This is a genomic window from Rhizobium sp. HT1-10, from assembly GCF_049472505.1.
GTDB lineage: Bacteria > Pseudomonadota > Alphaproteobacteria > Rhizobiales > Rhizobiaceae > Rhizobium.
Map to the genome: position 1 here is coordinate 251157 of NZ_JBCEBQ010000006.1, position 24402 is coordinate 275558.

20 protein-coding genes are annotated in these 24402 nt (G+C 62.2%); 9 read left to right on the forward strand and 11 right to left on the reverse strand.

All coding sequences use genetic code 11. From position 1 onward, the window contains the following. Nucleotides 1–4 precede the first annotated feature (4 nt). Both VH564_RS17095 and VH564_RS17100 read left to right on the forward strand, forming a co-directional pair. The gene (locus tag VH564_RS17095; RefSeq protein ID WP_423341058.1) at nucleotides 5–1564 is read left to right on the forward strand and encodes an indolepyruvate oxidoreductase subunit beta family protein; all 1560 of its coding nucleotides are present in this window, start codon (nucleotides 5–7) and stop codon (nucleotides 1562–1564) included. 575 nt (nucleotides 1565–2139) lie between these two features. Continuing rightward, nucleotides 2140–2322: a hypothetical protein gene (locus VH564_RS17100; protein WP_423341059.1), complete on the forward strand. Its 183-nt coding sequence runs from the start codon at nucleotides 2140–2142 to the stop codon at nucleotides 2320–2322. An 88-nt stretch (nucleotides 2323–2410) separates the two neighbouring features. On the opposite strand, the gene VH564_RS17105 is transcribed toward VH564_RS17100, so the two are convergent. The 3 genes from VH564_RS17105 to VH564_RS17115 form a co-directional block, all read right to left on the reverse strand. After that, on the reverse strand, nucleotides 2411–2917 hold the full coding sequence (locus tag VH564_RS17105) for a MarR family winged helix-turn-helix transcriptional regulator (RefSeq protein WP_423341060.1): 507 nt from the start codon (nucleotides 2915–2917) through the stop codon (nucleotides 2411–2413). A 25-nt stretch (nucleotides 2918–2942) separates the two neighbouring features. Further along, complete coding sequence (locus VH564_RS17110; protein WP_423341061.1) at nucleotides 2943–4544, reverse strand: phytoene desaturase family protein; 1602 nt, start codon at nucleotides 4542–4544, stop codon at nucleotides 2943–2945. A gap of 333 nt (nucleotides 4545–4877) precedes the next feature. Then, entirely contained in the window at nucleotides 4878–5663 is a 786-nt protein-coding gene (locus VH564_RS17115; protein ID WP_423341062.1) for a cyclase family protein, read from the reverse strand. A 337-nt stretch (nucleotides 5664–6000) separates the two neighbouring features. Between VH564_RS17115 and VH564_RS17120 the strand changes: the two genes are divergently transcribed. Beyond that, nucleotides 6001–7569, forward strand: a complete 1569-nt coding sequence (locus VH564_RS17120) for a phytoene desaturase family protein (RefSeq protein ID WP_423341063.1) — start codon at nucleotides 6001–6003, stop codon at nucleotides 7567–7569. Between the two features lie 109 nt (nucleotides 7570–7678). Further along, complete coding sequence (locus VH564_RS17125) at nucleotides 7679–8194, forward strand: MarR family winged helix-turn-helix transcriptional regulator (RefSeq protein ID WP_423341064.1); 516 nt, start codon at nucleotides 7679–7681, stop codon at nucleotides 8192–8194. Between the two features lie 54 nt (nucleotides 8195–8248). Here the strand turns inward: VH564_RS17125 and VH564_RS17130 are convergent, their stop codons facing one another. After that, complete coding sequence (locus tag VH564_RS17130) at nucleotides 8249–8557, reverse strand: hypothetical protein (protein WP_423341065.1); 309 nt, start codon at nucleotides 8555–8557, stop codon at nucleotides 8249–8251. 318 nt (nucleotides 8558–8875) lie between these two features. On the opposite strand from VH564_RS17130, the gene VH564_RS17135 reads away from it, so the two are divergent. After that, nucleotides 8876–9814: a phosphatase PAP2 family protein gene (locus VH564_RS17135; protein ID WP_423341066.1), complete on the forward strand. Its 939-nt coding sequence runs from the start codon at nucleotides 8876–8878 to the stop codon at nucleotides 9812–9814. A gap of 179 nt (nucleotides 9815–9993) precedes the next feature. Here VH564_RS17135 and VH564_RS17140 read toward each other — a convergent pair whose 3' ends face one another. From VH564_RS17140 to VH564_RS17155, 4 genes are all read right to left on the reverse strand, one after another. Continuing rightward, entirely contained in the window at nucleotides 9994–10668 is a 675-nt protein-coding gene (locus tag VH564_RS17140; protein WP_423341067.1) for an amino acid ABC transporter permease, read from the reverse strand. Nucleotides 10669–10756: 88 nt separating this feature from the next. Continuing rightward, entirely contained in the window at nucleotides 10757–11554 is a 798-nt protein-coding gene (locus VH564_RS17145) for an ABC transporter substrate-binding protein (RefSeq protein WP_423341068.1), read from the reverse strand. Between the two features lie 79 nt (nucleotides 11555–11633). Next, on the reverse strand, nucleotides 11634–12833 hold the full coding sequence (locus VH564_RS17150) for a pyridoxal phosphate-dependent aminotransferase (RefSeq protein ID WP_423341069.1): 1200 nt from the start codon (nucleotides 12831–12833) through the stop codon (nucleotides 11634–11636). 200 nt (nucleotides 12834–13033) lie between these two features. Next, entirely contained in the window at nucleotides 13034–13804 is a 771-nt protein-coding gene (locus tag VH564_RS17155; protein WP_423341070.1) for an HpcH/HpaI aldolase family protein, read from the reverse strand. A gap of 133 nt (nucleotides 13805–13937) precedes the next feature. Between VH564_RS17155 and VH564_RS17160 the strand changes: the two genes are divergently transcribed. Next, nucleotides 13938–15029, forward strand: coding sequence for an LLM class flavin-dependent oxidoreductase (locus VH564_RS17160; protein WP_423341071.1), 1092 nt, complete (start codon nucleotides 13938–13940; stop codon nucleotides 15027–15029). On the opposite strand, the gene VH564_RS17165 is transcribed toward VH564_RS17160, so the two are convergent. The 3 genes from VH564_RS17165 to VH564_RS17175 all read right to left on the reverse strand — a co-directional run bounded on the left by VH564_RS17165 (nucleotide 15026) and on the right by VH564_RS17175 (nucleotide 18731). Then, nucleotides 15026–16312, reverse strand: a complete 1287-nt coding sequence (locus tag VH564_RS17165; RefSeq protein ID WP_423341072.1) for a cysteine desulfurase-like protein — start codon at nucleotides 16310–16312, stop codon at nucleotides 15026–15028. The genes VH564_RS17160 and VH564_RS17165 overlap by 4 nt on opposite strands. 507 nt (nucleotides 16313–16819) lie before the next feature. Continuing rightward, entirely contained in the window at nucleotides 16820–17740 is a 921-nt protein-coding gene (locus VH564_RS17170) for a DMT family transporter (protein ID WP_423341073.1), read from the reverse strand. Between the two features lie 79 nt (nucleotides 17741–17819). Then, nucleotides 17820–18731, reverse strand: a complete 912-nt coding sequence (locus tag VH564_RS17175) for a LysR substrate-binding domain-containing protein (protein WP_423341074.1) — start codon at nucleotides 18729–18731, stop codon at nucleotides 17820–17822. Nucleotides 18732–18903: 172 nt separating this feature from the next. On the opposite strand from VH564_RS17175, the gene VH564_RS17180 reads away from it, so the two are divergent. From VH564_RS17180 to VH564_RS17190, 3 genes are all read left to right on the forward strand, one after another. Beyond that, complete coding sequence (locus VH564_RS17180; RefSeq protein ID WP_423341075.1) at nucleotides 18904–19713, forward strand: alpha/beta hydrolase fold domain-containing protein; 810 nt, start codon at nucleotides 18904–18906, stop codon at nucleotides 19711–19713. Between the two features lie 62 nt (nucleotides 19714–19775). Beyond that, nucleotides 19776–20966, forward strand: coding sequence for an efflux RND transporter periplasmic adaptor subunit (locus tag VH564_RS17185; protein ID WP_423341076.1), 1191 nt, complete (start codon nucleotides 19776–19778; stop codon nucleotides 20964–20966). Nucleotides 20967–21086: 120 nt separating this feature from the next. After that, nucleotides 21087–24281 carry an efflux RND transporter permease subunit gene (locus tag VH564_RS17190; RefSeq protein ID WP_423341077.1) on the forward strand — a complete coding sequence of 1065 codons (3195 nt, stop codon included), beginning with the start codon at nucleotides 21087–21089 and terminating at the stop codon, nucleotides 24279–24281. The last annotated feature ends 121 nt before the right edge of the window (nucleotides 24282–24402 follow it).

Here is a 24402-nt window from a genome sequence, read left to right on the forward strand (position 1 = left end):
CGCCATGAACGAGCAGATTGCCGCGACCGCCATCGGCGCCACCCGCCTGTCGACCGACAAGCCGATTTCCATCGCCATTCTCGCCATGGGCGGGCAGGGCGGCGGAGTGCTGGCCGACTGGATCGTTGGCCTCGCCGAAAGCCAGGGCTGGATGGCGCAGACGACCTCCGTCCCCGGCGTCGCCCAGCGCACCGGCGCCACCATCTATTACCTCGAGCTGCTGCCGGCCCGCGATGGCCGTCATCCGATTTTCGCGCTGATGCCGACGCCGGGCGATGTCGATATCGTGCTCGCCGCCGAACTGATGGAAGCCGGCCGCTCGGTGCTGCGCGGCCTGGTGACGCCCGATCGCACGACGCTGATCGCCTCGACCCACCGCGCGCTTGCCGTCGGCGAGAAGGAAAAGCCGGGCGATGGCATCGGCAATCCCGAGGTTGTCGTCGACGCCACGGACTTCGCTGCCAAACGGATCATCGCCTTCGACATGGAAACGCTGGCGGCCAAGAACGGCAGCGTCATCTCGTCGTCGATGTTCGGCGCGCTGGCGGCTGCCGGCGTGCTCCCCTTCGCCAAGGAGATGTTCGAGGCCACCATTCGCGGCGGCGGCAAGGGCATCGAGCCCAGCCTCAAGGCTTTCAACGCCGCCTTCGAGCGCGCTACCGCCAAGACCAACGACGTCGTGTCGGCCACGCCGCACAAGCATTTTGACGTTCTGCCGGAAACGGCAGGTCATCCCGCGCTCGACAAGATCGTCCATCGCATCCGCGCGGAATTTCCCGAACAGGCGCATCCGCTGCTCTATGCCGGCGCAAAGAAGCTGACCGACTTTCAGGATCCGGCCTATGGCGACGAGTATTTGACCCGCGTTGCCGCCCTCCATGCGCTCGACCGCAAGCACGGCGGCGCGGACAAGGGCTTTGCCTTCACCGTCCAGGCCGCCAAATACGTGGCGATCGCGATGGCCTATGACGATGTCATCCGCGTTGCCGACCTGAAGGTGCGGGCCTCGCGCTTCGATCGCGTCCGCACGGAGGTCGGCGCCAAGGCGGACCAGATCGTCTACATGACCGAATACATGCATCCGCGCATGGAGGAGATCTGCGGCACATTGCCGAAGCGTCTCGGGCTCTGGATCGAGAACCGGCCAAGGCTGTTTGCGCGGCTGGATCGCGTCGTCAACAAGGGCCGCCGTGTCAAGACCGGCACGCTGTTCTGGTTCCTCGGTCTCTATGTCGTCTCGGCCTTGCGCGGCACGCGCCGCGGCAACCTGCGGCACGCGCGCGAGATGGCGCATCGCGAGGCCTGGCTTGCCGAGGCCGGCCGCCTGCTGTCGTCAAACTACGATCTAGCCGTCGAGGTCATCAATAACCGCCGCCTGGTCAAGGGCTATTCCGACACCCACGCCCGCGGCCTCTCCAAATTCGACCGCGTGATGTCGGCGCTGCCGCTGCTCCGCCACCGCGACGACGGCGCCGCCTGGATGAATCGCCTGCGCCAGGCAGCGCTGCTGGATGAAAGCGGTATCGCGCTCGATGGGGCCTTGAAGACGGTGGCGACACTGTAGGCCGAGGGGCTTGAACACATTGGGGGAAGCCATCTAACTCCAGGGCAAGCTAGGCCGAGCCGGGGCCGGGCGGCTCAAGTCAAGCTGCAGGCGCAAGAGCAGCCCCATCCTCATTCCTGTGCGCGTCACAGGTATCCAGCCGCCAAGTCCTTGGGCGATAATGTCTCTCACGGCGCAGACGCGCTGTGGCTGGATTGCTGTGACAAGCACAGCAATGAGGGAGGCGGGGCTTTACGGCCGCTGCTAGATTTACGACTGGAGTGTTTGTCCGTTGGAAGTGCTTGAGACAGGCAACGGCTTCAGTGAGGCAGTTGCGGCAAGTATCCTATGCCTGTTCGCCGGCTGGCAGGCAGATGTGAAACGCCTGCCTTATCCTATCCAACTGCTCCGTCGTCGTGGCTAGCCAGCCATGGCCGGCTTGTGAACTAAAGCTGATTCAGCCCGAAAACGCTTATGTTGCACTGCCGCAAACGTTGCGCGCATAAAAGGCTGCAACCCGGTCGAAGCTGTGTTAGCCTGTATCGATGCAGACGAAGAGGAGAAGCGGCTGCATCAACAGGAGGAGTTTTTTTACGATGACTTCAGAAGAACTGGGATTCGGTAGCGAGCGGACCAGCATCGCGTCTATTGCCAAGCTGGCAGCAATCACGATCGTTGCTTGCGTGGTCTTTGTCGGGGTGATGTATTCCGTCGGCAAATCCAATGCGCCGGTGGCGCCCGCCAGTACCACGCCCGCCGCCATCACCCAGACCCAGTAAAGGCCGCAGCTTCACGCGGCCGACTGATCCAGATCCATTGCGCCCTGTCCTTGCGACAGGGCGTATTGTGGGTGTCGCTGCGTGAACTTCAGATTTCGTGCCTGCGGATATTATGCAGCACCTTGTGCAGCGTTCCGATGAAGGCGCGGTATTCGGCTTCCTCGACGCCGTCGAACATCTGCAGCAACAGATCGTACATGGTCGGCCAGAGCTTTTCGAAGGCGGCGCGGCCTTCCTCGGTGATCGAGACATCGCGGATGCGCATGTCCTCTGGGCGCGGTTGACGGCGGATGTAGCCCTGGGCCTCCAGCGAATCCAGCGTCCGGCTCATCGTCGACTGCTCGGTGACGGCGAAGATCGACAGCTCGTTGATGGTGACCGAGGTCGAGACGCTGAGGACGGCCAGCGCCCGCATCTTGGTGGTCGAGATGTCGAGTTCCTTCAGCTCGTCGGCCATGTTGGCGTTCCAGCGGGACATCAGGCGGTTCATCAGATAGGGGGCGAAATGGTTGAGGCCGATCTCGCCCAAGGTCGGACGGGCATCGTAGCCATCGTCCTTGCGCCTCAGTACGACGCCTGAAAACCGTTCTTCCATGAAGACAAGCCTCCTCGTATTCCTGTTATTTCAGCGAGGATGCGAGCAGGAAACCCGAACCGCCGCCGAGGCCAGGGCCCGGGTGGGACGACGCACCGATGTGGTACAGGCCCTTGATATGGGTGCGGTGATTAACCGAAGACTTGAAGGGCCGCCAGAGAAAAAACTGATCCAGCCCGCAATGGCCGCCATAGGGATCGCCACCGACAAGGTTCATGTTCATCGTCTCGAGATCGGCCGGCGAATAGGCGCGGCGCGCAAGTTTGATATCGGCAAAGTTCTCGATGTGGCTGGCCAGCAGCGCCTCGATGCGGTCGGCATATTGTTCGCGCACGGTCTCGGTCCAACGGCCGTCGGCTGGCGTCTCGATCTCGCCGGCGGCGTCGCCCTTCAGCACCCGCGGGGCTTCCGGCAGTTGCAGCCAGAGGATCGACTTTCCCTCCGGCGCGCGGCTCGGGTCGAAGGAGACGGGTTGGCCGACGCAGACCGTGGGGTCTGCCGGCAGAAGCCCGCGTTCGCACTCGTTGCAGGCGCGTGATACGCCGTCGAGGCCGGGTGTCAGGTGGAGCAACGCCACCCTGCCGAGTTCGGAATTGGCTTTCCAGCGAGGCGGGGCCGATAGCGCGTAGTGGATCTGCATGTTGCCCTTGCCGTACCGATACTGGGCGACGTCCTTTTCGATCTGCGCCGGCAGCGGTTGGGGCCAGGCATCCATCAGTCGCCCGTAGAGCTGGTTGGGTGTCGTCGAGCAGATCACGCCGCCGGCAGCGTGGAGTGTTTCGCCCGAGGTCAGCCGAACGCCGCCAACGGCCTGGCCTGAGGCCGAGCCGGATGCCGGAATGATGTGTTCGACATCGGCGCTTGTGCGGATGGTGCCGCCCTGATCGACGATCAGCCTTTCGAAAGCCGTCAGCAGGGTGCCGGCACCGCCCTCGGCGACCGGGCAACCGGCAAGCTCTATGGCGAAACCGATGACCTTCAGCATCTCGGCGGAATAGGCATCTTCCGGGCTGAGGCCGCAATGCAGCACCCAAGGTGCCCAGAGCGCGCGGGTCAGGTCCGAGCCATAGGCGGACTGGAGATAGCCACGGGCGGGTGCGAGCGCGTTTCCGAACCAGCCCGCCAGGTTGCGCAGTCCGCGTCCCCAGGCCTGGCGGGAGACGGTCTTCAGGATGGTGCTCGACCAGAGCGCGCCGCCGAGCAGCGAAAACAGGAAGGGCGCATCGGCGCCCAGCCTGTCCATTTCGGCTGAAAAAGCCTTTCCATCACCCGCCGCCGAGGCTTCGAACGTGGCTATATTACGCTCGCGGTCCTTGGAGAAGATCACATGGGACCCGTCCGGTCGCAACACGCCGGTCGGCAGGTCGGCATGGGCGAACTCCAGGCCGCGGGCTTCCAAATCCTTGCCCAACGCGCCATAGGCGGGCGAGGTGAGGAACAGCACCATCGTCGTTGCCATGACATCGTGGACAAAGCCGGGCTCGGTGATTTCCTCGCTGCGCAGGCAGCCGCCGATGCGCTCGTTGCGCTCGAGGACCAGGACCTTGCGCCCCTTTTTCCCCAGCATCGCCGCCGCGACCAGCGCGTTGATACCGCTGCCGACGATGATGTAGTCATAGGTGCTCATGCCGGTGCCCCGCAAAGGTTTGTTGTCGGAGGGTGGGGCCCGCTCGTCGGGGCCGGGAGGGTATATGACGGGCTCGGCGACATCCCTTGACGGCGCGGACGCGCCGTGGGTGGATTCCTGTGACAAGCACAGGAATGAGGGAGGAAGGTGGGTGGCGCGATGGCTAGGGCTATCGTTCGGGCGGGGGCGTAGGGCGGCGGCGGCGATGATGCTTCCGCCGGTCCTTTGACCGCAGCAGGGCTCGAAAGCGCCCGGTGCCCTTCGGCAAACGCTCTCCCGGGCCAGGTGGCTTGCCGGTGGCGGAGAGAGGGAGCGCCGGAGGGCATGCGCGGCCTACTGCGCGATGAGCGCCAGGGCTCGGACGGGGGAGCCGGTACCGGACACGATCTTCAGCGGGGCGGCGATGAGGATTGCGCCCTTCGGCGGCAACTGGTCGAGCTGGCAGAGGCTGGCCAGGCCGTAGCGGTTGTTCTTGTGCATCAGATTATGGGCCGGGAAGGGCGGGTTCATGCCGCCGGCCGAACCGGCGTCTGTGCCGATGGTTTCCTGGCCCCAGCCGATGATGCCCTTGGTCAGCAGATATTCGATCGCTTCGGCGGTCGGTCCCGGCGAATGGGGGCCGTTCTCGTCGGCGTTGAGGAAGGTTTCGGTCGAGCCGTTGCGCTTGTACCAGTCGGTGCGCAGCAAGACCCAGGTGCCGGCCTCTATGTCGCCGTGCTCGGCTTCCCATTCCTTGATGCTGTCGACCGTCAGGAGGTAATCCGGATTAGCCGCAGCTTCCTTGGAGCGGTCGATGACATTGACCGGCGCCACGAAATTCTGGGTCGGAATGGTGTCGGTGGTGTTCTGCGGATTATCCTTGCCGGTGATCCAGTGGCTCGGCGCGTCAAAATGCGTGCCGGTGTGCTCGCCGAGTTCCAGCCAGTTCCACGCCCAGAACGGTCCGTCCTCGTTATACTGCGAGATCGTGTGAACCTTGACCTGCGGGGTGTTCTTGCCAAACTGCGGCGGAAGATAAAGAACCGGCGTGTCGGGGCCGAGCGTAGCCGTCAGATCGACGACTTTGATGGAGCCCGAGATCAGGGCGGTGGCGAGATTGGCGAGAGCGTTCGACGTCATTCCATGTTCCCCTTGAACGAAAGCCTAGCCTCGCTGGACGGGGCTTAAGCTGCCCTTCTTGATCCGAGGCTGACGGTTGGATGAGAGGAGCCTATGCCAGGCCATATGATATTGCAAGCATCTGTCCGGGCCAGTCAGGTCTGAATTCCACGGCTTTGCCGGGACATCGATAAATGCTGCAGAAAGCCTATGAATGAGGCGATCTGCGAAGATCTCGATAAACGAAATGCAACGGCGAGAACGCTGAAAAACGTCATTGTCCGAGCAACGCCCTTGATGCTGTCGCACCAAAATGTATGCATATGCCATATAAACACAAGGGAACGAGAGGCGGGTCATGGCTTACGATGCGGTGGTGGTGGGAGCCGGGCACAATGGCCTTGCGGCGGCAGTGCATTTGGCGGCAAAAGGCTGGAAGGTCGCCGTTGTCGAAGGCAATGCCACGGCCGGTGGCGCGGTCAGGACCGAAGAGGTGACATTGCCGGGATTCCGGCACGATCTCTGCGCCATGAACCTCTCGATGTTCGCCGGTTCCGCTTTTCTCGCGCAGTATCGGGAGGAGCTCCTTTCCCACGGTCTCGGCTTCGTGCCGGCTGCCGATTGTTTTGCCAGTGTCTTTCGCGACGGCAGCTATCTCGGCGTCAGCACAGATCTCGACAAGACCGCAGGTGCCATTGCCGCGCTGTCGCCCGAGGACGCGGCGGCCTGGCGGGCGATGCTGTCCGAGTTCGGCTCCGATGCGCCGCATATCTTCGGTCTGCTGGGGGCACCCATGCCGTCTCTTGCGTCGGCCAGGGTCGTGTGGAAAGCCTGGCGCGAGAAGGGCAGCGGCTGGCTCTACGACACGGCGCGCATGCTGCTCGCCTCGCCTCGCGATTTTCTCGATGCCCGTTTCCGCCATGCAAAGCTGAAGGCGATGATGGCAGCCTGGGGCCTGCATCTCGATTTCGCTCCCGATGTCGCCGGTGGTGCGCTGTTTCCCTATCTGGAGTCGATGGCCAACCAGGCATTCGGCATGGTCATCGGCCAGGGAGGCGCCGATACGATCATCAAGGCGATGAGCGCCATGCTGATCGCGAGGGGCGGCGAGATTCTGCTGGGAACGGCGGTCGACAAGGTGCTGGTCTCCGGCGGCAGGGCAACTGGCGTGCTGCTTGCCGATGGCCGCCGGCTGGAGGCGAGCCAAGCGGTCATTGCCAACGTCAATCCGAAAAACCTGTTCGGAAAACTCCTCGACGCCGATCCGAAGCGCCAGGATTTCGACCGGAAAGTCAGTCGGTTCCGGGCTGGGCCCGGGGCGATGATGATCCACCTGGCCCTGGACAGCCTGCCGGATTGGACCGCCGGCGAGGCGCTGAAGAGCTTTGCCTATGTGCATATCGCGCCCGATCTCGAGATGATGTCAAAGGTCTATGCGGAAGCGGCTGGCGGCCTGCTGCCGGTCGAGCCGGCCCTGGTCGTCGGCCAGCCGACGGCCATCGATCCATTGCGGGCGCCGGCCGGACAGCATGTGCTCTGGGTGCAGGTGCGCGTGCTTCCAGCTGAGATCGTCGGCGATGCCGCCGGAGAGATCACAGCGCGTGACTGGGATGCGGCCAAGGAGGCCTATGCCGAGCGTGTCATCGATATCATCGAGACCTATGCGCCGGGCCTGCGGGGCAAGATCCTCGGACGATCGGTGGTGTCGCCGCTGGATCTGGAGCGGGGAAACCCCAATCTCATCGGTGGCGACAGTCTCTCGGGCAGCCACCATCTCGATCAGAACTTTCTGTTCCGTCCGGTCGCCGGCTATTCGCGCTACAAGACGCCGGTCAAGTCTCTCTACATGTGCGGCGCGTCCACCTGGCCCGGGGCGGGAACGGGGGCGGGCTCCGGCTTCCTGCTTGCCCGGATGCTGACTAAATAGTCTATCCACTGCCGTCGCAGGCGGCCGGGTCCGAAACCTTTGACATTTCAAATGTCGCTCCGTATTCCAGGGTATCAGGGATTGCGGTCCAGGAATTCGAGCGAGGATCATGGCCGAAGCAGAAAGCGAAATTGTCGATCTGGAGGCGATCGCCCACGGCGCCCAGGATGGCAAGAAGCAGGAACTGCGCCTCTGGCTGCGCATGCTGTCGACCACGAAACTCATATCGCAGGAAGTGCGGCGCCGATTGCGTGCCGAGTTCGGGGCGACGCTGCCGCAGTTCGACCTGATGGCGCAGCTCTACCGCGAGAGCGATGGGCTGCGGCTGGGCGAACTCTCCAAGCGGACGATGGTGACCAACGGCAACGTCACGGGGCTTGTCGAACGTCTCGAGATCGACGGCATGGTGTTGCGCGAGACGCCCCATGGCGACCGTCGCGTCACCGTCGCCAAGCTGACGCCGAAGGGCAAGACGCTGTTTAGCGCGATGGCGGCCGCCCATGAGGGCTGGCTGCGCGACATGCTGGCCGATGTCGATCCGGCCATCGTCGCGGAGCTCTGGACCGATATCGGCAAGGTCAAGGCCTCCGTCAGCAACCACCTTTCGGGTAACGATTTCGATTGAGCAGGGCTGTCGGGTGAGCAGGGATGTCGGGCTGGCTCGATGAGCCTCGTCTGGCTAACTGCCGTCGTACCCGGTTCCATCCGCCACCGCGCGGGGCGCCTGCAGATCGGCCGCCGCGCCCACCGGAAACATGTCCTCGCCATAATGGTGGAGGCGCGTGTGATGCTGGCGGCAGAGCCAGCGTACATGCAACGCGTTCTCGTAGTGGTCGTGATGGGCATCGACATCCCCGACGCCGCAGACTTCGCAGGCCTGCTTTTCCAGATGACCTGATTTGAGAGCTCTTTGGACGGCCAGATGGGCCTCGTATTTTGCAGGGTTCGCGCGCCGCCAATCCGCCTGCCGGGTTTCGCTCTCGATCATCTGGGCTCCGTTTCACGTAGAATCGACCATCACGGCAAGAGCAATGCCGCGCGGCTTGCCTAACATATCCGCGGAGAGAACTGAACGCCCGCGTGCGGCTTAGCGATCGTCGTCATTGGGTGTCTGGCCTTAAGCCTTGCCTGGAAAATGCGCTTCAGGATCCGGCAGCACCGCGCCGATACGCGTTCCAGCCATCTGCCGGCTGATCTTATCGCGAAAAGCGTAGTCTATCTCGAAAAAAAACGCCTGGCTTCCAGTCGTGCAATTACCGGTTTTTAACGTCTCTGCGGCAGTTTCTCCAAGCGTATTGGAGTGGATATGGATAATGTTCTTCGTGCGAGGATTGCGCTATTTGGCCTCGTCATCTGGGCCTACGCGATCGCTCTCCCTTTACCCCTTCTACTTGGCATGAAAACTGATCTCGCCGGGCTGGCAATACCTGGCTTGCTGCAGGTCATCAGCGTCTTGGCTGCCAGCTATCTTTGTACCAGATTTGGCGCTCTGAAACTCAGAGCGACCGTAGAAACGCATTTTCTCGGCGTTCTCCTTGTCCTTCCCGAAGCGCTGTCGATCTATTCAGCTGCGCATCTGAACATGCCCTGGGCCGACCTTCAACTTGCGGCCATGGACCGGGCGCTGGGGTGGCACTGGCAGCGTGTGATCCCGTGGATCGATAGCAATGCTTTGCTGTCGAAATGCCTTGTCTATGCCTATTACAGCTTCGGTTTCCAACTGCTGCTGCTGCCCATCATATTAAGCTTCTCAGGCAATGCCGCCCGTGCCTACCAGATGACGATAATGTTCGCAGTGATCTGCTTTATCAGTGGGTTTATTTCGATCTGGTATCCTGCCGTAGGGACTTATTCATTCTATAATTTCGATCCCGTAACCCTAAGGAACCTCGACCCCGGAACACCAACTGTCTTCATGGATCAGCTTGTCGGAGTTCGGGGAGATCCCAGCTTCGTCTTTAATCTGGATCGGATGAAAGGGATCGTTACCTTTCCATCGGTTCACGCCGCGAGTGCCGTCCTATGTGCCTGGGCTGCATGGGGGGTCAAGCCGATCCGATATCCAGCACTTGCGCTCAATCTCTTAATGGGTTTTTCAGCGGCAATTGTCTCCAATCACTACATGGCCGACGTCATTGGTGGGATCGGCATAGCGGGCTTCACCATGTCCCTAGTTCTCTTGGTGGTGAGAAGTGGACATGGGCTTTCATTTCGCCGTCTCACCACTAGTGTGGGGGATACCTAGCCAGCAATGCCAGCACGGCCAACCCTATCACCGAGAAACCGGGTCATCCTGAGGATTTCGTGTCGTGTGGACCCAAGGTTGGCAGTGCACCTCCGCTAGCCGAAACTCCCACCTATGCTTTCCTCACCCTGCCTTGCCAGAGGAAAAGCGGGCGGAGGTTCAGACTGAAACTGCCGATCTCAATGCGCCTTTTCGTTCTTGAAGCGCTTTTCCAGCATGCTGACAAGCCGCACCATCGGCCAGAGCAGGATGATATAAACGAGAGCCGCGCCGATCAGCGGCGAGGGGTTGGCGTAGAGCGCCTGGGCGTCCTGCGCTTCCTTCAGGAGTTCTGGCAGGGCTACGGTCGAGGCCAGCGACGTATCCTTGAACATCGACACGCAATTGCTGGTCATCGGCGGGATGACGATGCGGACGGCCTGGGGCAGAACCACTTTGTAGAGAGTGACGATGAAGGGCAGGCCGAGCGCTGCGGCTGCCTCGAACTGGCCCCGGGAGACACTTTCGATGCCGGAGCGGAAGACCTCTGCCGAATAGGCGGCCATGACGATCGAGAAGGCGATGACGGCCGATGCCCAGGACGACAGCCTGATGCCGAGGAAGGGCAGGGCATAGTAGATCAGGATCAGCACCACGAGGACAGGCGTCGCGCGCAAAATGTCGATGTAGCCGACGGCGAGAAGCCGGAACGGTTTTGGCGCGTAGAGGCGGACGAGGCTGATGATAAGGCCGAGCGGTACGCCGATGAGGATGCTCATCATCCCGAGCAGGATGGTATTCCAGAGGCCGCGCAGCAGGGCGGGAATGGCCGACATCAGGACGTCGGAGTTGAAAAAGGTCTCGACGAGCGACATGGGTTTCACCGGTCTGTCTTGCGTTCAGTCAGGCACATCCATGCCGGCCGCGGATCGACCGGCATGGATGATGATCGGGATTGTTCGCTCAGGCCTTCGGGATCGGCTTTTCGGTAACGGTCGAGGATCCGGCCGGCGCATCGCTGCCGAACCACTTCTTGTGGATCGCCTGGGTGGTGCCGTCCTTCTTCATGGCGGTCAGGGCATCGTTGATCTTGCCGAGCAGCGGCGAGTCCTTGGTCATCATCAGGCCGTACTGCTCGCCGGTCTTGATGCGCTCCTTGACGGCAAAGCCCTTCATCTTGACGAACAGATATTCCATGCCGGGGACATCGCTGACGACGGCGTCGATGCGGCCGGCGCCGAGGTCGAGGAACATCTCCTGCTGCGCGTTATAGCCCTTGACGTCGGCAAAGCCGTCGGCCGCCTTGTTTTCGTCCACCCATTTGGCGCCGGTCGAGCCGGACAGAACGCCGATGGTCTTGCCCTTGAGATCGGCGATGCTCTTGATCGTGCTGTCGGACTTGGCAGCGACGCCCATGTCGGAATCATAATAGGGCTGGGTGAAGGACTGCGACTTCAGCCGCTCCGGAGTGATGGTGATCGACGAGATGGCGACGTCGATGCGCTTGGACGAAGTGCCGGCGAACAAGGCTTGAAAACCGTAATCGGCGATTTCGGGTGTCATGCCGGCGCGCTTGGCCGCTTCGGTGACGATGTCGACTTCGAAGCCCTCGAAGGTGCCCTTGTCGGTCTTGTATTCGAAGGGCGGGTTGCTCGGATAGGAGCCGACGTTCAGGGTGTCGGCCGCATGGGCGAAAGATGCTCCGCCGGCCATGCCGACTGCGGCCGCCAGGACCAATAGATTACGACGCGTAAAATTCATGTCTGTCTCCCTCTGGTTATGGACCCGTGGGCATCGTTGGCCCGCGGGGTATTGCCGGGCTGCCCTTCTGGGCAGGCCGTCATTTCATGGCGCCGACCATGCGGTCGAGCGCGGTGCGGATCTGCTCGATGTCGCGGAAGATGCACATGCGCAGGAAGGCCCGCGAGCTGTCACCGAACAGGTAGCCCGGTGCCAGGCCGACGTGCGACGTCTCGAGGATGCGGGTGCAGGCGGCGCGCGCATCGCTTTCGCCTTCCAGCGCGAAAAAGGCATACATGCCGCCGCGCGGTTTGGTCGGCAGGATGATACCCGGGATCTCCGGAAGCCTGTGATAGGCGAGATCGAGGCCGGCCTTGATCTTCTGCCTGACATCCTCGACCAGCGGCTCGCCATCGCGCACCGCGGCCAGCGCGCCGGCCTGTATCATCGCCGCCGTGCCGCTGTTGATGTACTGGGTCATTGCCGCCAATTGGTCGGCGACGCCTGAGGGATGGGTCAGCCAGCCGATGCGCCAGCCGGTCATGGCCCAGGCCTTGGAGAAGCTGTTGACGGAAATGACGCGATCGCCGTCTTCTGCGACCTGGAGGATCGACGGGGCGACGATCCCGTCGAAATAGAGCCGCGCGTAAACCTCGTCGGAAATGATCCAGATGCCGGTGCGACGGCTGAAATCGAGCAGCGCCTTCATCTCGTCACGCGAAGCTGTCCAGCCGGTCGGATTGGACGGGGTGGACAGGCAGATGGCGCGGGTGCGGGCATCGCAGCGGGCAAACAGCTTGTCGAGATCGAGATGCCAGTCGGTGTCGAAATCGAGCGGAACCGGGCGCGGCTCGCCGCCGATCAGGTGGATGGCATTGTGGATGTTCGGCCATTGCGGCGCGACATAGACGACATTGCTGCCGACATCGACCAACAGTTCCAGGGCAAGGTAGAGGGCCTGCATTCCGCCCGGCGCGATGGTCGTGCGCTGGATCGGGATGTCGCGATCATGGAGCCGCGACTGATAGGCCGACAGAGCTTCGTTAAGCGGTGCGGAGCCGCGCATGTTGGGAATGTAGAAGGTCGCGCCGTCATCGAGCGCCTGCTTGGCGGCATCGCGGATGAAGGCCGGCGTCACCATGTCGCCTTCGCCATACCAGAGCGGTATCACATCGCCGAGTTCACGTGCGCGCATCGCGAGTTCCGCGATGTTTTCGGTGTGCAGATCGCGGATCTGCGCACGGATGCCGTTAAAGGCATTAAGGTTGCTTTCGGCTACGGTCGAAGTTGGTAAAGGCACGATATCTCCTCGAAATCAGGCGCCAAGACATCCATGCGTACAGGTGCAAAACAGCTCGGATCACCCCTCTGTCTGGAATGGTTATCCAAATCGAGAGGCATTTCAAGGAAAAAAGTTGAAGCTTAAAAAGTCTCGGTCTTCGATCTCTCGAAGAAGGACAAATTCATGCTGCATGTCATTGAATATAATCGACTAAAAGTTCAGCGTTGCCCGTTGCAGAGATTGCGGGCCGCAACGGCGTTTTCGGCCATGGCGGCGCCGAGGAACATCGTGTCGCTGGCCAGCAGATAGAAGCTGATGCCCGAGGCAAACCAAGTGGCGATGTCTGACGTGGAGGGGCGGAAAATCCCGACGCATCTGCCTGCGGCGAGCGCGGTTTGCGTAATGGTGCGGATGGCGCCGTCCAGCTTTTCCTTGCCCTCCGGGCCAAGGGCGTCGATGGAGACGGAGAGGTCGCCGGGGCCGATGAAGATGACGTCGACGCCCTCGACGGCAGCAATTTCGCCGATATTGGCAAGGCCTTCAGCCGTCTCCACCTGGATGGCGAGAACCAGTTGCGCGTTGGCTTTCGCCAGATAATCCGGGATGCGGTATCCATAGGCCGCAGCCCGTCCGGGGCCGACCCCGCGCTCCCCTATCGGTGGGTAGCGCGTCGCCATGACAGCCGCTTGCGCTTGTGCGGCGGTCGAGACGCGCGGCACCAGCACGCCTGCTGCGCCGGCATCGAGGACGGCAGCGATCGATTCCGGCGCATGGCCGGGGACCCGGACAATCGCCGGCACGCGGTGGACATCGGCGGCACGGATCAGATCCTCGATCCGTTCGCGGCTGATCTGGGAATGCTCCCAGTCGATGCAAAGAAAATCCACGCCGGCCATGGCCACGACCTCGATGGCAACAGGATGGGGAATGGCCGAAAACGTGCCGATGAGCGGAGCGCGGTCGAGGCAGCGCTGGCGAAAACTGGACATGACGGCTCCTGAGGCATCGGCAATCTTGTCGTCATCGATAAACCGAAACGATGGGGCTGCGAAGCGGGAATCTATTTTAGGGTTGAAATATTATAGGGAGGTCGTAGCCTGCGGGTGAGACGAGGGGGATTTCATGATCAAGCAACATCCGCTCAAGGGGTCGAACAGGCTGAAGCTCGGCGTCTTTTCCACCAATGCGGATGGCGGCCTGGCGATCACCGATGTGCCGGAGCGTTGGACGGCCAGTTGGGCCGACAATCTGACGGCAGCGCAAATCGCCGACCGGGCCGGCCTGGAGTTCCTGCTGCCGATCGCCCGCTGGCGCGGCTTCGGCGGCCGTAACCGGGTGCGCGAATGGTCGTTCGAGACCTTTACCTGGGCGGCGGCGCTGGCGGCCTCAACCGAGCGGATCGGTCTGTTCATGACAGTCCATGTGCCTCTGGTGCATCCACTCTACGCCGCGAAATCGTTGGCGACGGTCGATCATGTCAGCGGCGGCCGGGCGGGCCTCAATATCGTCTGTGGCTGGAACCCCAAGGAATTCGGGATGTTCGGGGCGCCGCTTGTCGAGAAAGGTTATGACCAGGCGGCCGAGTGGCTCGATATCGTCGAGCGCGCCTATGGCTTGGCCCAGCCGTTCGACTTCGACGGCGAATACTACACGCTCAAGGATGTGGTCAGCCGTCCCGCCAGCCTGCAAAGCCCGCGTCCGGTGACCATGAATGCTGCCTTCGGTGGTCCCGGCCGCGATTTTGCCGCCGCCCATTGCGACTATCTCTTCACCACCTTTACCGAGATGGCGGATGCCGGCGACCCCGTCGCCGACATCCGGAAGCGGACAGCCGGAACCGGCCGCGACGTCGGCGTCTACACGGTCTGCCATGTCGTCTGCCGGGAAAGCCGGCAGGAGGCGGAGGACTATTATACACGCTATGCCGTCACCCTTGCCGACCACGAAGCGGTCGATGACCATATGGCCGGCAAGAAGGCGTTTTCGCAGTCGCACGACGCTGCCGCCTATGACCGCTATCGTCAGCGTTTCGCCGGCGGTGCGGGTAGCTTTCCACTGATCGGGACACCCGAAAGCATTGCCGCGCAGATGATCGAAATCAGCGAAAAAGGCTATGCCGGCATCGCCCTGTCCTTCGTCAACTACACGGATGAGCTACCCTATTTCTGCGACCAGGTACTGCCGATCCTGGCGAGGGCCGGGTATCGGACTTAATCCACCCTCAGGCGGGCGATGATCTGGCCGAGCGCCTGATCGAAGCGGGCTGCTTCTTCGAGCGTGTTGTAGTGCACCATCGAAATCCTGAGCGCCCCCTGTTCCATGGTCAGGCCGAGGCGCTTCATCAGGCGGGGGGCAAACATGTGGCCGTCGCGCAGGCCAATTCCGGCCTCGCCCATCTCCCTGGCGATCTGCTGGGGCGCCAGGCCGGGGATGTTGAAGCAGATGGTGGGGACGCGGCCTTCGACCATGCTCTCGTCCGAAATACCGTAGATGACGGCGCCGTGGCGTTTCAGGATCTGCAGCAGTTCACGCGAAAGCGTCGTCTCATAATGGCGGATGGCGCCCATGGCGGCTGATATGGCGGCGCGGCGGGGGTGCTCGCCTGCGGGAAGGAAGCGCTGGCCCAACCGCTCCAGGTATTTGACGGCGGCATTCATGCCGGCGACGTTTTCATAGGCAAAAGTGCCGACCTCGATCTTGTAGGGCGGCATATCGGGAATGAAATCCTCCTTGAAGGTCGGCAGCTTTACCAGCGCGTCGTAGCGACCCCAGAGGAACCCCATGTGCGGCGAGAAATTCTTGTAGCCGGAGCAGACGAGATAGTCGCAGTTCCAGTCCTGCACGTCGATCAACCCGTGCGGCCCGTAATGCACGCAGTCAAGGAAGACTTCCGCGCCGGCGGCATGGGCGAGCTCGCCGACCGTCTTGACGTCGACGATGGTGCCGATCGAATGGGCGGTGACGGTGCAGGCGACAAGGCGGGTGCGCTCGGACAGAAGAGGTTGCAGGTCCTCGGTGTGCAGGGTGCCATCCTCGCGCATATGCCACCAGACGATCTTGGCGCCGTCTGCCTCGAGCGCCGTCCAGGTGGCGATGTTGGCGTCGTGGTCCATGTCGGTGACGACGATCTCGTTGCGCGTCTGCAGCATCTTGGCAATGCCGAGGCTGACGAGGCGGATGAACGAGGTTGCGTTGAGCCCGAAGGAAATCTCCTCCGGGCGATAGGCGTTCACCAGCAGGCCGACGGTCTCGCGGGCCTCATCGAGGTTGCGGTCGACGCCCTGGCTGTGCTGGTACTTCGCCATGCGCTGGACGTTAAAGTCGATCAGATGGTTTGCCACCGCGTCGACAACCACCTGCGGCACCTGCGCACCGCCAGCGTTGTCGAGGAAGATGAAGTCGCCGGCCTTATGCAGCGCCGGAAACATGCCGCGCAATTCCTCTACGGGGAAGCCGTTTTCACCGGTGAATGTCGGGCTCGAGGCTGCAATGCTCATAGGTATCTCGCGGGGTTGCCGAATGAAATCTGCGCAGAGGCGGGGTCCCTCTCTGCCATCAGGGATCATTGGATCACGGGATATTTTATAGTTCAACTAAATTCTGGGTTTGATCCGCGATTGAACGGGTGTGCTTGCAACCCTGGAGCGACGCTGCACTTGCAAATGTGGCCGCTTTGACTTAGTTTGGAGTGGTGGATAAAGCGCAAACTTCATCCACCTTTCCTGTTACAAGAATTGGACCCGCACGGTCACTGACCAGTTCGTGCGGGTTTTTCTTAGAACAAGCGTGAAGCTAAGTGGGAAAAACCACATAGGTCACCTCCAGTTCAACAGCGAGGCCCACGCCTGGGGTCGAGGAGGCCCATCTTCCTCAATGCGCCGCTGGCCACGGCGCCTGCTGCTTTCGCTGCTGACGCTCGCATCTATAGCGGCTTTCATTGGTCAGAGCGAAAAAAACATCTCAGGATTGTGTCGGTGGCTAAATCTTTCTCGCGACGACGGGCTCTACCGCAGTTCTGTTGATTTGCGTTGCCGCAATCCGATGCCGACACCGAGGAGGGCAAGGCCGCCGCCGATGGCATGGTAGGCGTGCAGCTGTTCCTTGAGGATGGCCCAGGCGAGAACGGCGACGACGACCGGCAGGAGGTTGATGAATAGCGCGGTGCGGGCAGCGCCGAGCTGCCTTATTGCGGTCATCCAGCAGAGCGGCGCGACCAGCGATGTCGGGATGGCCGCGTAAAGGATCAGCGGCAGGTTGTTCATCGTGATCGGCGAGATGGTGCCCATCAGCCAGACTGGCACCAGCAGCAGCGTTGCGGCGGCGATCTGCCAGAACAGTTGCAGCCACATGGAGAGCGGAATAATCCAGCGTCGCAGCAACACGCCGTAGAGCGAATTGGCGGCGATGGCGATGAGCATCAACCCGTCGCCAAGGTGAAAGCCGCCGGTCAGCAGCGTCGCGGGCTGGCCGTGCGACGTCAGCCACAGCAACCCTCCCAGGGAAACGAGGCCACCTGCCACGCGGCTGAATGAGAGGCGCTCTGCAGCAAACAGGCTGGCGAGAAGCGCCGACATCAGCGGCATCAGCGCCAACATGACGCCCATGTTGACAGCCGAGGTGGTCTTGGCAGCCTCGTAGGCGAGGCTTTGATAGACCACCATCCCGAGTGCGCCCAGGATTGCAAGCTGCAGTCCATGGCGGGCCGCGACGGCCCTATGCTTCCAGGCGGCCCTGGCGACGAAGGGCAGCAACACGAGGAAGGCGATCAGCCAGCGATAGAATGCTATCGATCCCGGCGCGATCACGCCCGAGGCCGCTTCCGTGACCACGACATTTCCGGACCAAATGAGGACGGTTGCGACAGGGGCAAGGGCTGCGGCCAATGTCAGTGGTACCGCAGGCGCGGTGGAATTGGTTTCAGCCATGGGGGCTCCCGTTGAGTGAACGATGGGCTCGGTTTGGGATGGGAGGAAGGGTTGGCGGGTCAAACAGTTGCGGTCGGGCCTAGTGATCACCAACGCCTGATGTGACCAGCAGCCTTGCCAGCCAGTCGACGAAGACGCGGACCTTGTTGCTGAGGTGCCTGTTCGGTGGATAGACGATGTGCAGGGGCAGGGGTGGTCGGCGCCAGTCCTTCAGCATCGGTACGAGCTTGCCTTCCGCCAAAGGCTCGCGAACCATGAAGGCGGGTGCCTGCACGATGCCGAGGCCATTCAGTGCGGCGGTGACAAAGCTTCGGGCATCGTTGGTGGAAAGAATATAGCGGGGCACGATCTCGTGGGTTTCGTCGTCACGGCTGAAATGGAAGGGCATCGTCTTGCCAGTCTGGGCCTGGAAATAGTTGATGCCGTAATGACCTTTTTCGATGTCGAGAGGATGTTCAAGCGCGCCGAATTTCTCGATGTAAGCCGGCGATGCACAGGTGACGACCGGTATCTCGGCGACACGACGGGCAATCAGCGACTGGTCGCTGGGTGTTCCGGCGCGCAAGGCGCAGTCGACATTTTCGGCGAGATAGTCGACCAGACGATCGCCGACGCCCATGTCGATCTGGATGTCGGGATAGCGTTGGTGAAAATCGGCGAGGGCGGGAAAGACGATCGCGTCGGCGAAGGCGCCGGCCATTTCGACGCGCAGACGACCGCTGGGCAGGCTTTGCGAATTGCTGACGCTGCCGTCGAGTTCTTCGATCTCGGACAGGATCTGGATGGCCCGCTCGTAGTAGAGCGCGCCGTCGGTCGTCACCATGACGCGACGGGTCGTGCGGTTGAGCAATTTGGTGCGCAGATGCTGTTCGAGCGCCTGGATCAGCGTCGTCACCGTGGCCTTGGGCATCGACAGGGTGGCGGCGGCACGGGTAAAATTGCCGGTTTCGACCACGCGTGCGAAAGCGCGCATCGCTGATAGCTGGTCCATCGTGTATGATTCCCTTCGTCCCGTTAGAAGGAGGTCGATTGTTCGTGATCTCGAACAGTCTGATCGAATATAGGGGACTTATCTGTAAAACGGAATAACAATATGTTGGTGTCAAGTGATGAGCGGGAAGGTGGCCTCTGGTTGGTCGCACCCCTCAGTTGGGAGCCCCTCGATGCGTGCCCCGTTTAAGGAAGTCGTGCTGGAAGGCGTGGCCAGTGGCCCCGTGTCAGTGCGCGTGTTTTGCGACACGCTGGATAACAAGACGGCGCCGGTCGTGCTGTATCTGCATGGTGGCGCTTTCCTCGACAAGGCGGTCAATGTCGCCCGTCCGGTCGCGGAGTGTCTTGCCGATGCCGGCGCCATCGTCGTCGATGCCGACTGCAGCGGTCCGACCGACAACGGATTTCCGCAGTCGCTCGAATATGCCTACGGCGTTCTGGAATATCTGGCGCGCAAGCGTGAGCTGGGTGGCAAGAAGTCGCTGCTTCTGGTGGCCGGCGAGGAATCGGGCGGCAATCTTGCCGCCGGTGTCGCTTTGAAGGCACGAGACCAGATGCCGGGCAAGCTGGATGGCCAGGTGCTGATCTCGCCGCTACTTGATCCGTTCATGGGAACGAAGTCGTTCCAGTGCGCCGATCGGAATGGGATGCGGGAGCGCTGGTCCGAGGGCTGGAATCGCTATCTCGGTTTCCTCGGCGGCGTGTGCCACCCTTATGCGGCACCGCGCTTCTGTTCGCGGCTCGCCGGCGTGGCGCCGACCTTGCTGTTGACGGCGGAAGACGATCCGCTGCGTGACGAGAGCCTGGAATATTCGAGCCTGCTTACCAAGGCAGGCGTGCCCGTACACCAGCATATCCTTCCCGCCGGGATGGGCTGGGCCAGACTATATGGCGGACAGTCGGACGATGAACCCACCTGGCAGACGGAAATCTGCGCGCGGTTCAAGAGTTTCGTAGACGACGTGCGTGCTCGACCTGGCTGAGGCGGGACCTGAATAATTTGCAGTCCTGGATCCCAAGCCGGGACTGAAAAGGAGAGAATACAATGACAGCCAACAAAAAGCGCTGGGCCCTTTGGGGCGCCGGCATAGGCCTTGCTGCGTCCGTTTCCGGAGCGGTTTTGTATTTCGACATGCCAAACGGCGCCATTGCCAGCGAACCGGCGAAGGCCGCCGCACCGCCTGCGGTGCCGGTTACGGTTTCTACCGTCAAGGCGGCGGATGTGACGGCTTGGCAGGAGTTTTCCGGACGGCTCGAGGCGGTGAACCGGGTGTCGATCCAGCCGCGCGTTGCCGGTGCCATCCTGTCGGTGAATTTTCATGAAGGCGCGCTGGTCAAGCCTGGCGATCTGCTGGTGACCATCGATCCGGCGCCATACGAAGCGGCGGTTGCCCAGGCCAAGGCGCAGGTTCAGGCGGCATCCGCCAAGGTCGATCTGGCGAAGCTCGAGCTCGATCGAGGACGTCGCCTGTCCGACAACAAGACGATCTCGCAGAGCGACCTGGACGGCCGGTCGAGCAGCTATGCCCAGGCGCAGGCCGATATGCAGGCAGCCCAGGCGGCTCTGCAGACGGCGCAGCTCAACCTCGATTACACGCAGGTCCGCGCTCCGATCGCCGGTCGCGTCGGCAAGATCGCCGTCACTGCCGGCAATCTCGTTGCTGCCGGCTCTGCCTCACCGGCACTGACGACGCTGGTTTCGGTCGACCCGGTCTATGCGAGCTTCAATGCCGACGAGCAGGTCGTCACGGCGGCCCTCGCACAACTTCCGGCCAATGATGGCGTGACACCGCCGGTCGACCAGATCCCTGTGCAGATCGGCACCATCCGCGACAACGGGACGCCGATCACCGGCAAGCTGCAACTGATTGAGAATGAGGTCGATGCGGCCAGCGGCACGGTCGGCGTTCGCGCCGTGTTTGCCAATCCCGGCGGCAAGCTTATTCCGGGCCAGTTCGTGCGGGTCCGCATGGGCCAGCCGAAATCGGAAAACAAGATCGTCATCAGCGACCGCGCCGTCGGCACCGACCAGGACAAGAAGTTCGTCTTCGTCGTCGGGGCAGACAACACGGTGGCCTATCGCCAGATCAAGCTCGGCGATCTCAATGACGGCCAGCGCATCGTCGAGGAAGGTCTTGCGACTGGCGACCGTATCGTCGTCAACGGCCTCCAGCGCATCCGTCCGGGCGCGCTGGTCGATCCGCAGCCCGAGCAGAATGTCGCCGCCGCGAAATAGGCAGCAATGCGATCGGGAGGGGGACTCCCGATTGACCACCCACAGATTCTATGACCGGCGGCGTTCGCGCCGCTCGGTTTCGGACAGTGCGTCCATCGTTTCCCTGGAGAGGGCAAAGCCATGAACATCTCTCGCTTTTTCGTCGACCGGCCGGTGTTTGCCGGCGTGTTGTCGATTATCATTCTGGTCGCAGGCCTGATCGGCATGGGGCTGCTGCCGATTTCCGAGTATCCGGAAGTCGTGCCGCCGTCGATCGTCGTCACCGCGCAATATCCGGGCGCCAACCCGAAGGTCATTTCCGAGACTGTGGCAACGCCGATCGAGGAACAGATCAACGGCGTCGAAGGCATGCTCTACATGAACAGCCAGGCGACATCGGACGGTCTGTTGACCCTGACGGTGACCTTTAAGCTCGGCACCGACCCGGACAAGGCGCAGCAGCTGGTCCAGAACCGTGTCAGCCAGGCCGAACCTCGGCTGCCGCAGAACGTCCGCGATCTCGGCATCACCACGGTGAAGAGCTCGCCGGATCTGATGATGGTCGTCAATCTGGTTTCGCCTGACGGCCGCTACGACACGACCTACCTGCGCAATTATGCGGTGCTGAACGTCAAGGATACGCTGGCGCGCATCCAGGGCGTCGGTCAGGTGCAGGTGTTCGGCGCTGGCGACTATTCGATGCGCGTCTGGGTCGATCCGCAGAAGGCTGCCGAGCGCAACCTGACGGCGGGCGATATCGCCAACGCCATCCGGGCGCAGAACGTCCAGGCCGCCGCCGGTATCATCGGCGCGTCCCCGAGCATTCCCGGTCTCGACGTGCAGCTCAATGTCAATGCGCAGGGACGGCTTTCGACGCCGGAGGAATTCGGCGCCATCATCCTGAAGAGCGGCGCCAACGGCGAGATTACGAGGCTGCGCGACGTCGCACGCGTCGAGCTCGGCGCCTCCGAATATTCGCTCCGCTCGCTGCTTGACGGCAAGCTGGCGGTTGCCGTGCCGGTTTTCCAGGCGCCGGGCTCCAACGCCATTGCCATTTCGGACGAGGTCCACAAGACGATGGACGAGTTGCAGCAGGCCATGCCTGACGGCGTGAAATACGAGATCGTCTACGACACGACGGAATTCGTGCGCACCTCAATCGACAAGGTCGTCCACACGCTGCTCGAAGCCATCGCGCTGGTCGTTGTCGTCGTCATCCTGTTCCTGCAGACCTGGCGCGCCTCGATCATCCCGCTGGTGGCGGTGCCTGTTTCCATCATCGGTACATTTGCCGTGATGTATATGTTCGGCTTCTCGATCAACGCCCTCAGCCTGTTCGGCCTGGTGCTGGCGATCGGCATCGTGGTCGACGATGCCATCGTCGTCGTCGAGAATGTCGAGCGCAACATCGAGAACGGCCTGTCGCCGCGCGACGCCACCTATCGCGCGATGAGCGAAGTGTCCGGGCCGATCATTGCCATTGCGTTGGTGCTGGTGGCGGTATTCGTGCCGCTGGCCTTCATTTCCGGCCTGTCCGGTCAGTTCTATCGGCAGTTTGCGCTGACCATCGCCATCTCGACGGTGATCTCGGCTTTCAACTCGCTGACGTTGTCGCCGGCCCTCGCATCGCTGCTGCTGCGTCATCACGATGCGCCGAAGGATTGGCTGACGCGGGGCATGGACTCCGTGTTCGGCTGGTTCTTCCGTGGCTTCAACCGTGTCTTCCGCCGCGGCTCGGACGTCTACGGCAAGGGTGTCGGTGGCATCCTGTCGGTCAAGAGCCTGGTCATGGTCGTCTATATGGCGCTGATCGGCGCCACCTACTTCCTGTTCCAGGCAGTTCCGGGCGGCTTCATTCCGCAGCAGGACAAGCAGTATCTCGTCGGTTTCGCGCAGCTGCCTGACGGGGCGACGCTCGACCGGACCGAAGACATCATCAAGAAGATGAGCGACATCGCCATGGCGCAGCCAGGTGTCGAGCATGCGATTGCCTTCCCGGGCCTGTCGATCAACGGCTTTACCAACTCGTCGAACGCCGGTGTGGTCTTCGTCAAGCTCAAGCCCTTCGAGGAGCGGGCAACGCCTGATCTCTCCGGCGGTGCCATCGCCATGCAGCTGAACCAGAAATATGCTGGCATCCAGGAAGCCTTCATCGCCATGTTCCCGCCGCCACCCGTCCAGGGTCTCGGCACGACCGGCGGCTTCAAGCTGCAGCTTGAGGACAAGGCGGGGCTTGGCTACCAGGCGCTGGATGAAACCGCCAAGGCGTTCATCGCCAAGGCCTATCAGGCTCCGGAGCTGGCAGGCGTCTATACGAGCTTCCAGATCAACGTGCCGCAGCTCTACGCCGATCTCGATCGTGCCAAGGCCGAGCAGCTGGGCGTCTCGGTGACCGATGTCTTTGAAACGTTGCAGGTCTACCTGGGCTCGCTCTACGTCAACGACTTCAACGCGTTTGGCCGCACCTACAGCGTCCGGGTGCAGGCCGATGCGCAGTTCCGTGCCCATGCCAGCGACATCGGCCAGTTGAAGGTGCGCAACGCTACCGGCCAGATGATCCCGCTGTCGGCGCTGCTCAACGTCAATCCCACGGCCGGTCCGGAGCGCACCACACGCTACAACGGCTTCCTGGCCGCCGACATCAATGGCGGCCCTGCTCCCGGCTATTCGTCCGGACAAGCCCAGGCGGCGATCGAGCGGATCGCCAAGGAAACGCTGCCGAAAGGCGTCGGCTACGAGTGGACCGATCTCACCTACCAGCAGATCATCGCCGGCAATTCGGGTCTGATCATCTTTCCGCTGGCGCTGCTGCTGGTCTACCTGGTGCTGGCGGCCCAGTATGAAAGCCTGGCGCTGCCGCTGGCGATCGTCATGATCGTGCCGATGGGTGTCCTGGCAGCGCTGACCGGCGTCTGGCTGACGGGGGGTGACAACAACATCTTCACCCAGATCGGGCTGATGGTGCTGGTGGGGCTGTCGGCGAAGAACGCCATTCTGATCGTCGAGTTTGCCCGCGAACTGGAGTTTGCCGGCAGGACGCCTGTCCAGGCGGCAATCGAGTCCAGCCGGTTGCGGCTGCGGCCGATCCTGATGACGTCGATGGCCTTCATCATGGGCGTCGTGCCGCTCATCACCTCGACCGGTGCGGGCGCGGAAATGCGCGCGGCCATGGGTGTGGCGGTGTTTTCGGGGATGCTCGGGGTGACCTTCTTCGGCATCTTCATGACGCCCGTCTTCTACGTGCTGATCCGCAAGATGTCGGGCAGCCGGCCGCTCAAGCAGCATGAGGTGCATGACGACCAACACCTCGAGCCGGTGCGGATCGCGGCCGAATAGGTCTGACTGTCCGGCGCTTGACCTCCCCGGATAGATGGATGGGCGGACCCGCAGGGGTCCGCCCCTTGTCGTTTTAGAAGATCGCGATATTTACTCGATGTCACGCAATCCTGGGGGAGAT

Excerpts from the sequence above, each read along its gene's own strand:
- VH564_RS17095 (WP_423341058.1), top strand. The coding sequence starts at position 5 with ATGAACGAGCAGATTGCCGCGACCGCCATCGGCGCCACCCGCCTGTCG.
- VH564_RS17100 (WP_423341059.1), top strand. The coding sequence starts at position 2,140 with ATGACTTCAGAAGAACTGGGATTCGGTAGCGAGCGGACCAGCATCGCG.
- VH564_RS17105 (WP_423341060.1), bottom strand. The coding sequence starts at position 2,917 with ATGGAAGAACGGTTTTCAGGCGTCGTACTGAGGCGCAAGGACGATGGC.
- VH564_RS17110 (WP_423341061.1), bottom strand. The coding sequence starts at position 4,544 with ATGAGCACCTATGACTACATCATCGTCGGCAGCGGTATCAACGCGCTG.
- VH564_RS17115 (WP_423341062.1), bottom strand. The coding sequence starts at position 5,663 with ATGACGTCGAACGCTCTCGCCAATCTCGCCACCGCCCTGATCTCGGGC.
- VH564_RS17120 (WP_423341063.1), top strand. The coding sequence starts at position 6,001 with ATGGCTTACGATGCGGTGGTGGTGGGAGCCGGGCACAATGGCCTTGCG.
- VH564_RS17125 (WP_423341064.1), top strand. The coding sequence starts at position 7,679 with ATGGCCGAAGCAGAAAGCGAAATTGTCGATCTGGAGGCGATCGCCCAC.
- VH564_RS17130 (WP_423341065.1), bottom strand. The coding sequence starts at position 8,557 with ATGATCGAGAGCGAAACCCGGCAGGCGGATTGGCGGCGCGCGAACCCT.
- VH564_RS17135 (WP_423341066.1), top strand. The coding sequence starts at position 8,876 with ATGGATAATGTTCTTCGTGCGAGGATTGCGCTATTTGGCCTCGTCATC.
- VH564_RS17140 (WP_423341067.1), bottom strand. The coding sequence starts at position 10,668 with ATGTCGCTCGTCGAGACCTTTTTCAACTCCGACGTCCTGATGTCGGCC.
- VH564_RS17145 (WP_423341068.1), bottom strand. The coding sequence starts at position 11,554 with ATGAATTTTACGCGTCGTAATCTATTGGTCCTGGCGGCCGCAGTCGGC.
- VH564_RS17155 (WP_423341070.1), bottom strand. The coding sequence starts at position 13,804 with ATGTCCAGTTTTCGCCAGCGCTGCCTCGACCGCGCTCCGCTCATCGGC.
- VH564_RS17160 (WP_423341071.1), top strand. The coding sequence starts at position 13,938 with ATGATCAAGCAACATCCGCTCAAGGGGTCGAACAGGCTGAAGCTCGGC.
- VH564_RS17165 (WP_423341072.1), bottom strand. The coding sequence starts at position 16,312 with ATGAGCATTGCAGCCTCGAGCCCGACATTCACCGGTGAAAACGGCTTC.
- VH564_RS17170 (WP_423341073.1), bottom strand. The coding sequence starts at position 17,740 with ATGGCTGAAACCAATTCCACCGCGCCTGCGGTACCACTGACATTGGCC.
- VH564_RS17175 (WP_423341074.1), bottom strand. The coding sequence starts at position 18,731 with ATGGACCAGCTATCAGCGATGCGCGCTTTCGCACGCGTGGTCGAAACC.
- VH564_RS17180 (WP_423341075.1), top strand. The coding sequence starts at position 18,904 with ATGCGTGCCCCGTTTAAGGAAGTCGTGCTGGAAGGCGTGGCCAGTGGC.
- VH564_RS17185 (WP_423341076.1), top strand. The coding sequence starts at position 19,776 with ATGACAGCCAACAAAAAGCGCTGGGCCCTTTGGGGCGCCGGCATAGGC.
- VH564_RS17190 (WP_423341077.1), top strand. The coding sequence starts at position 21,087 with ATGAACATCTCTCGCTTTTTCGTCGACCGGCCGGTGTTTGCCGGCGTG.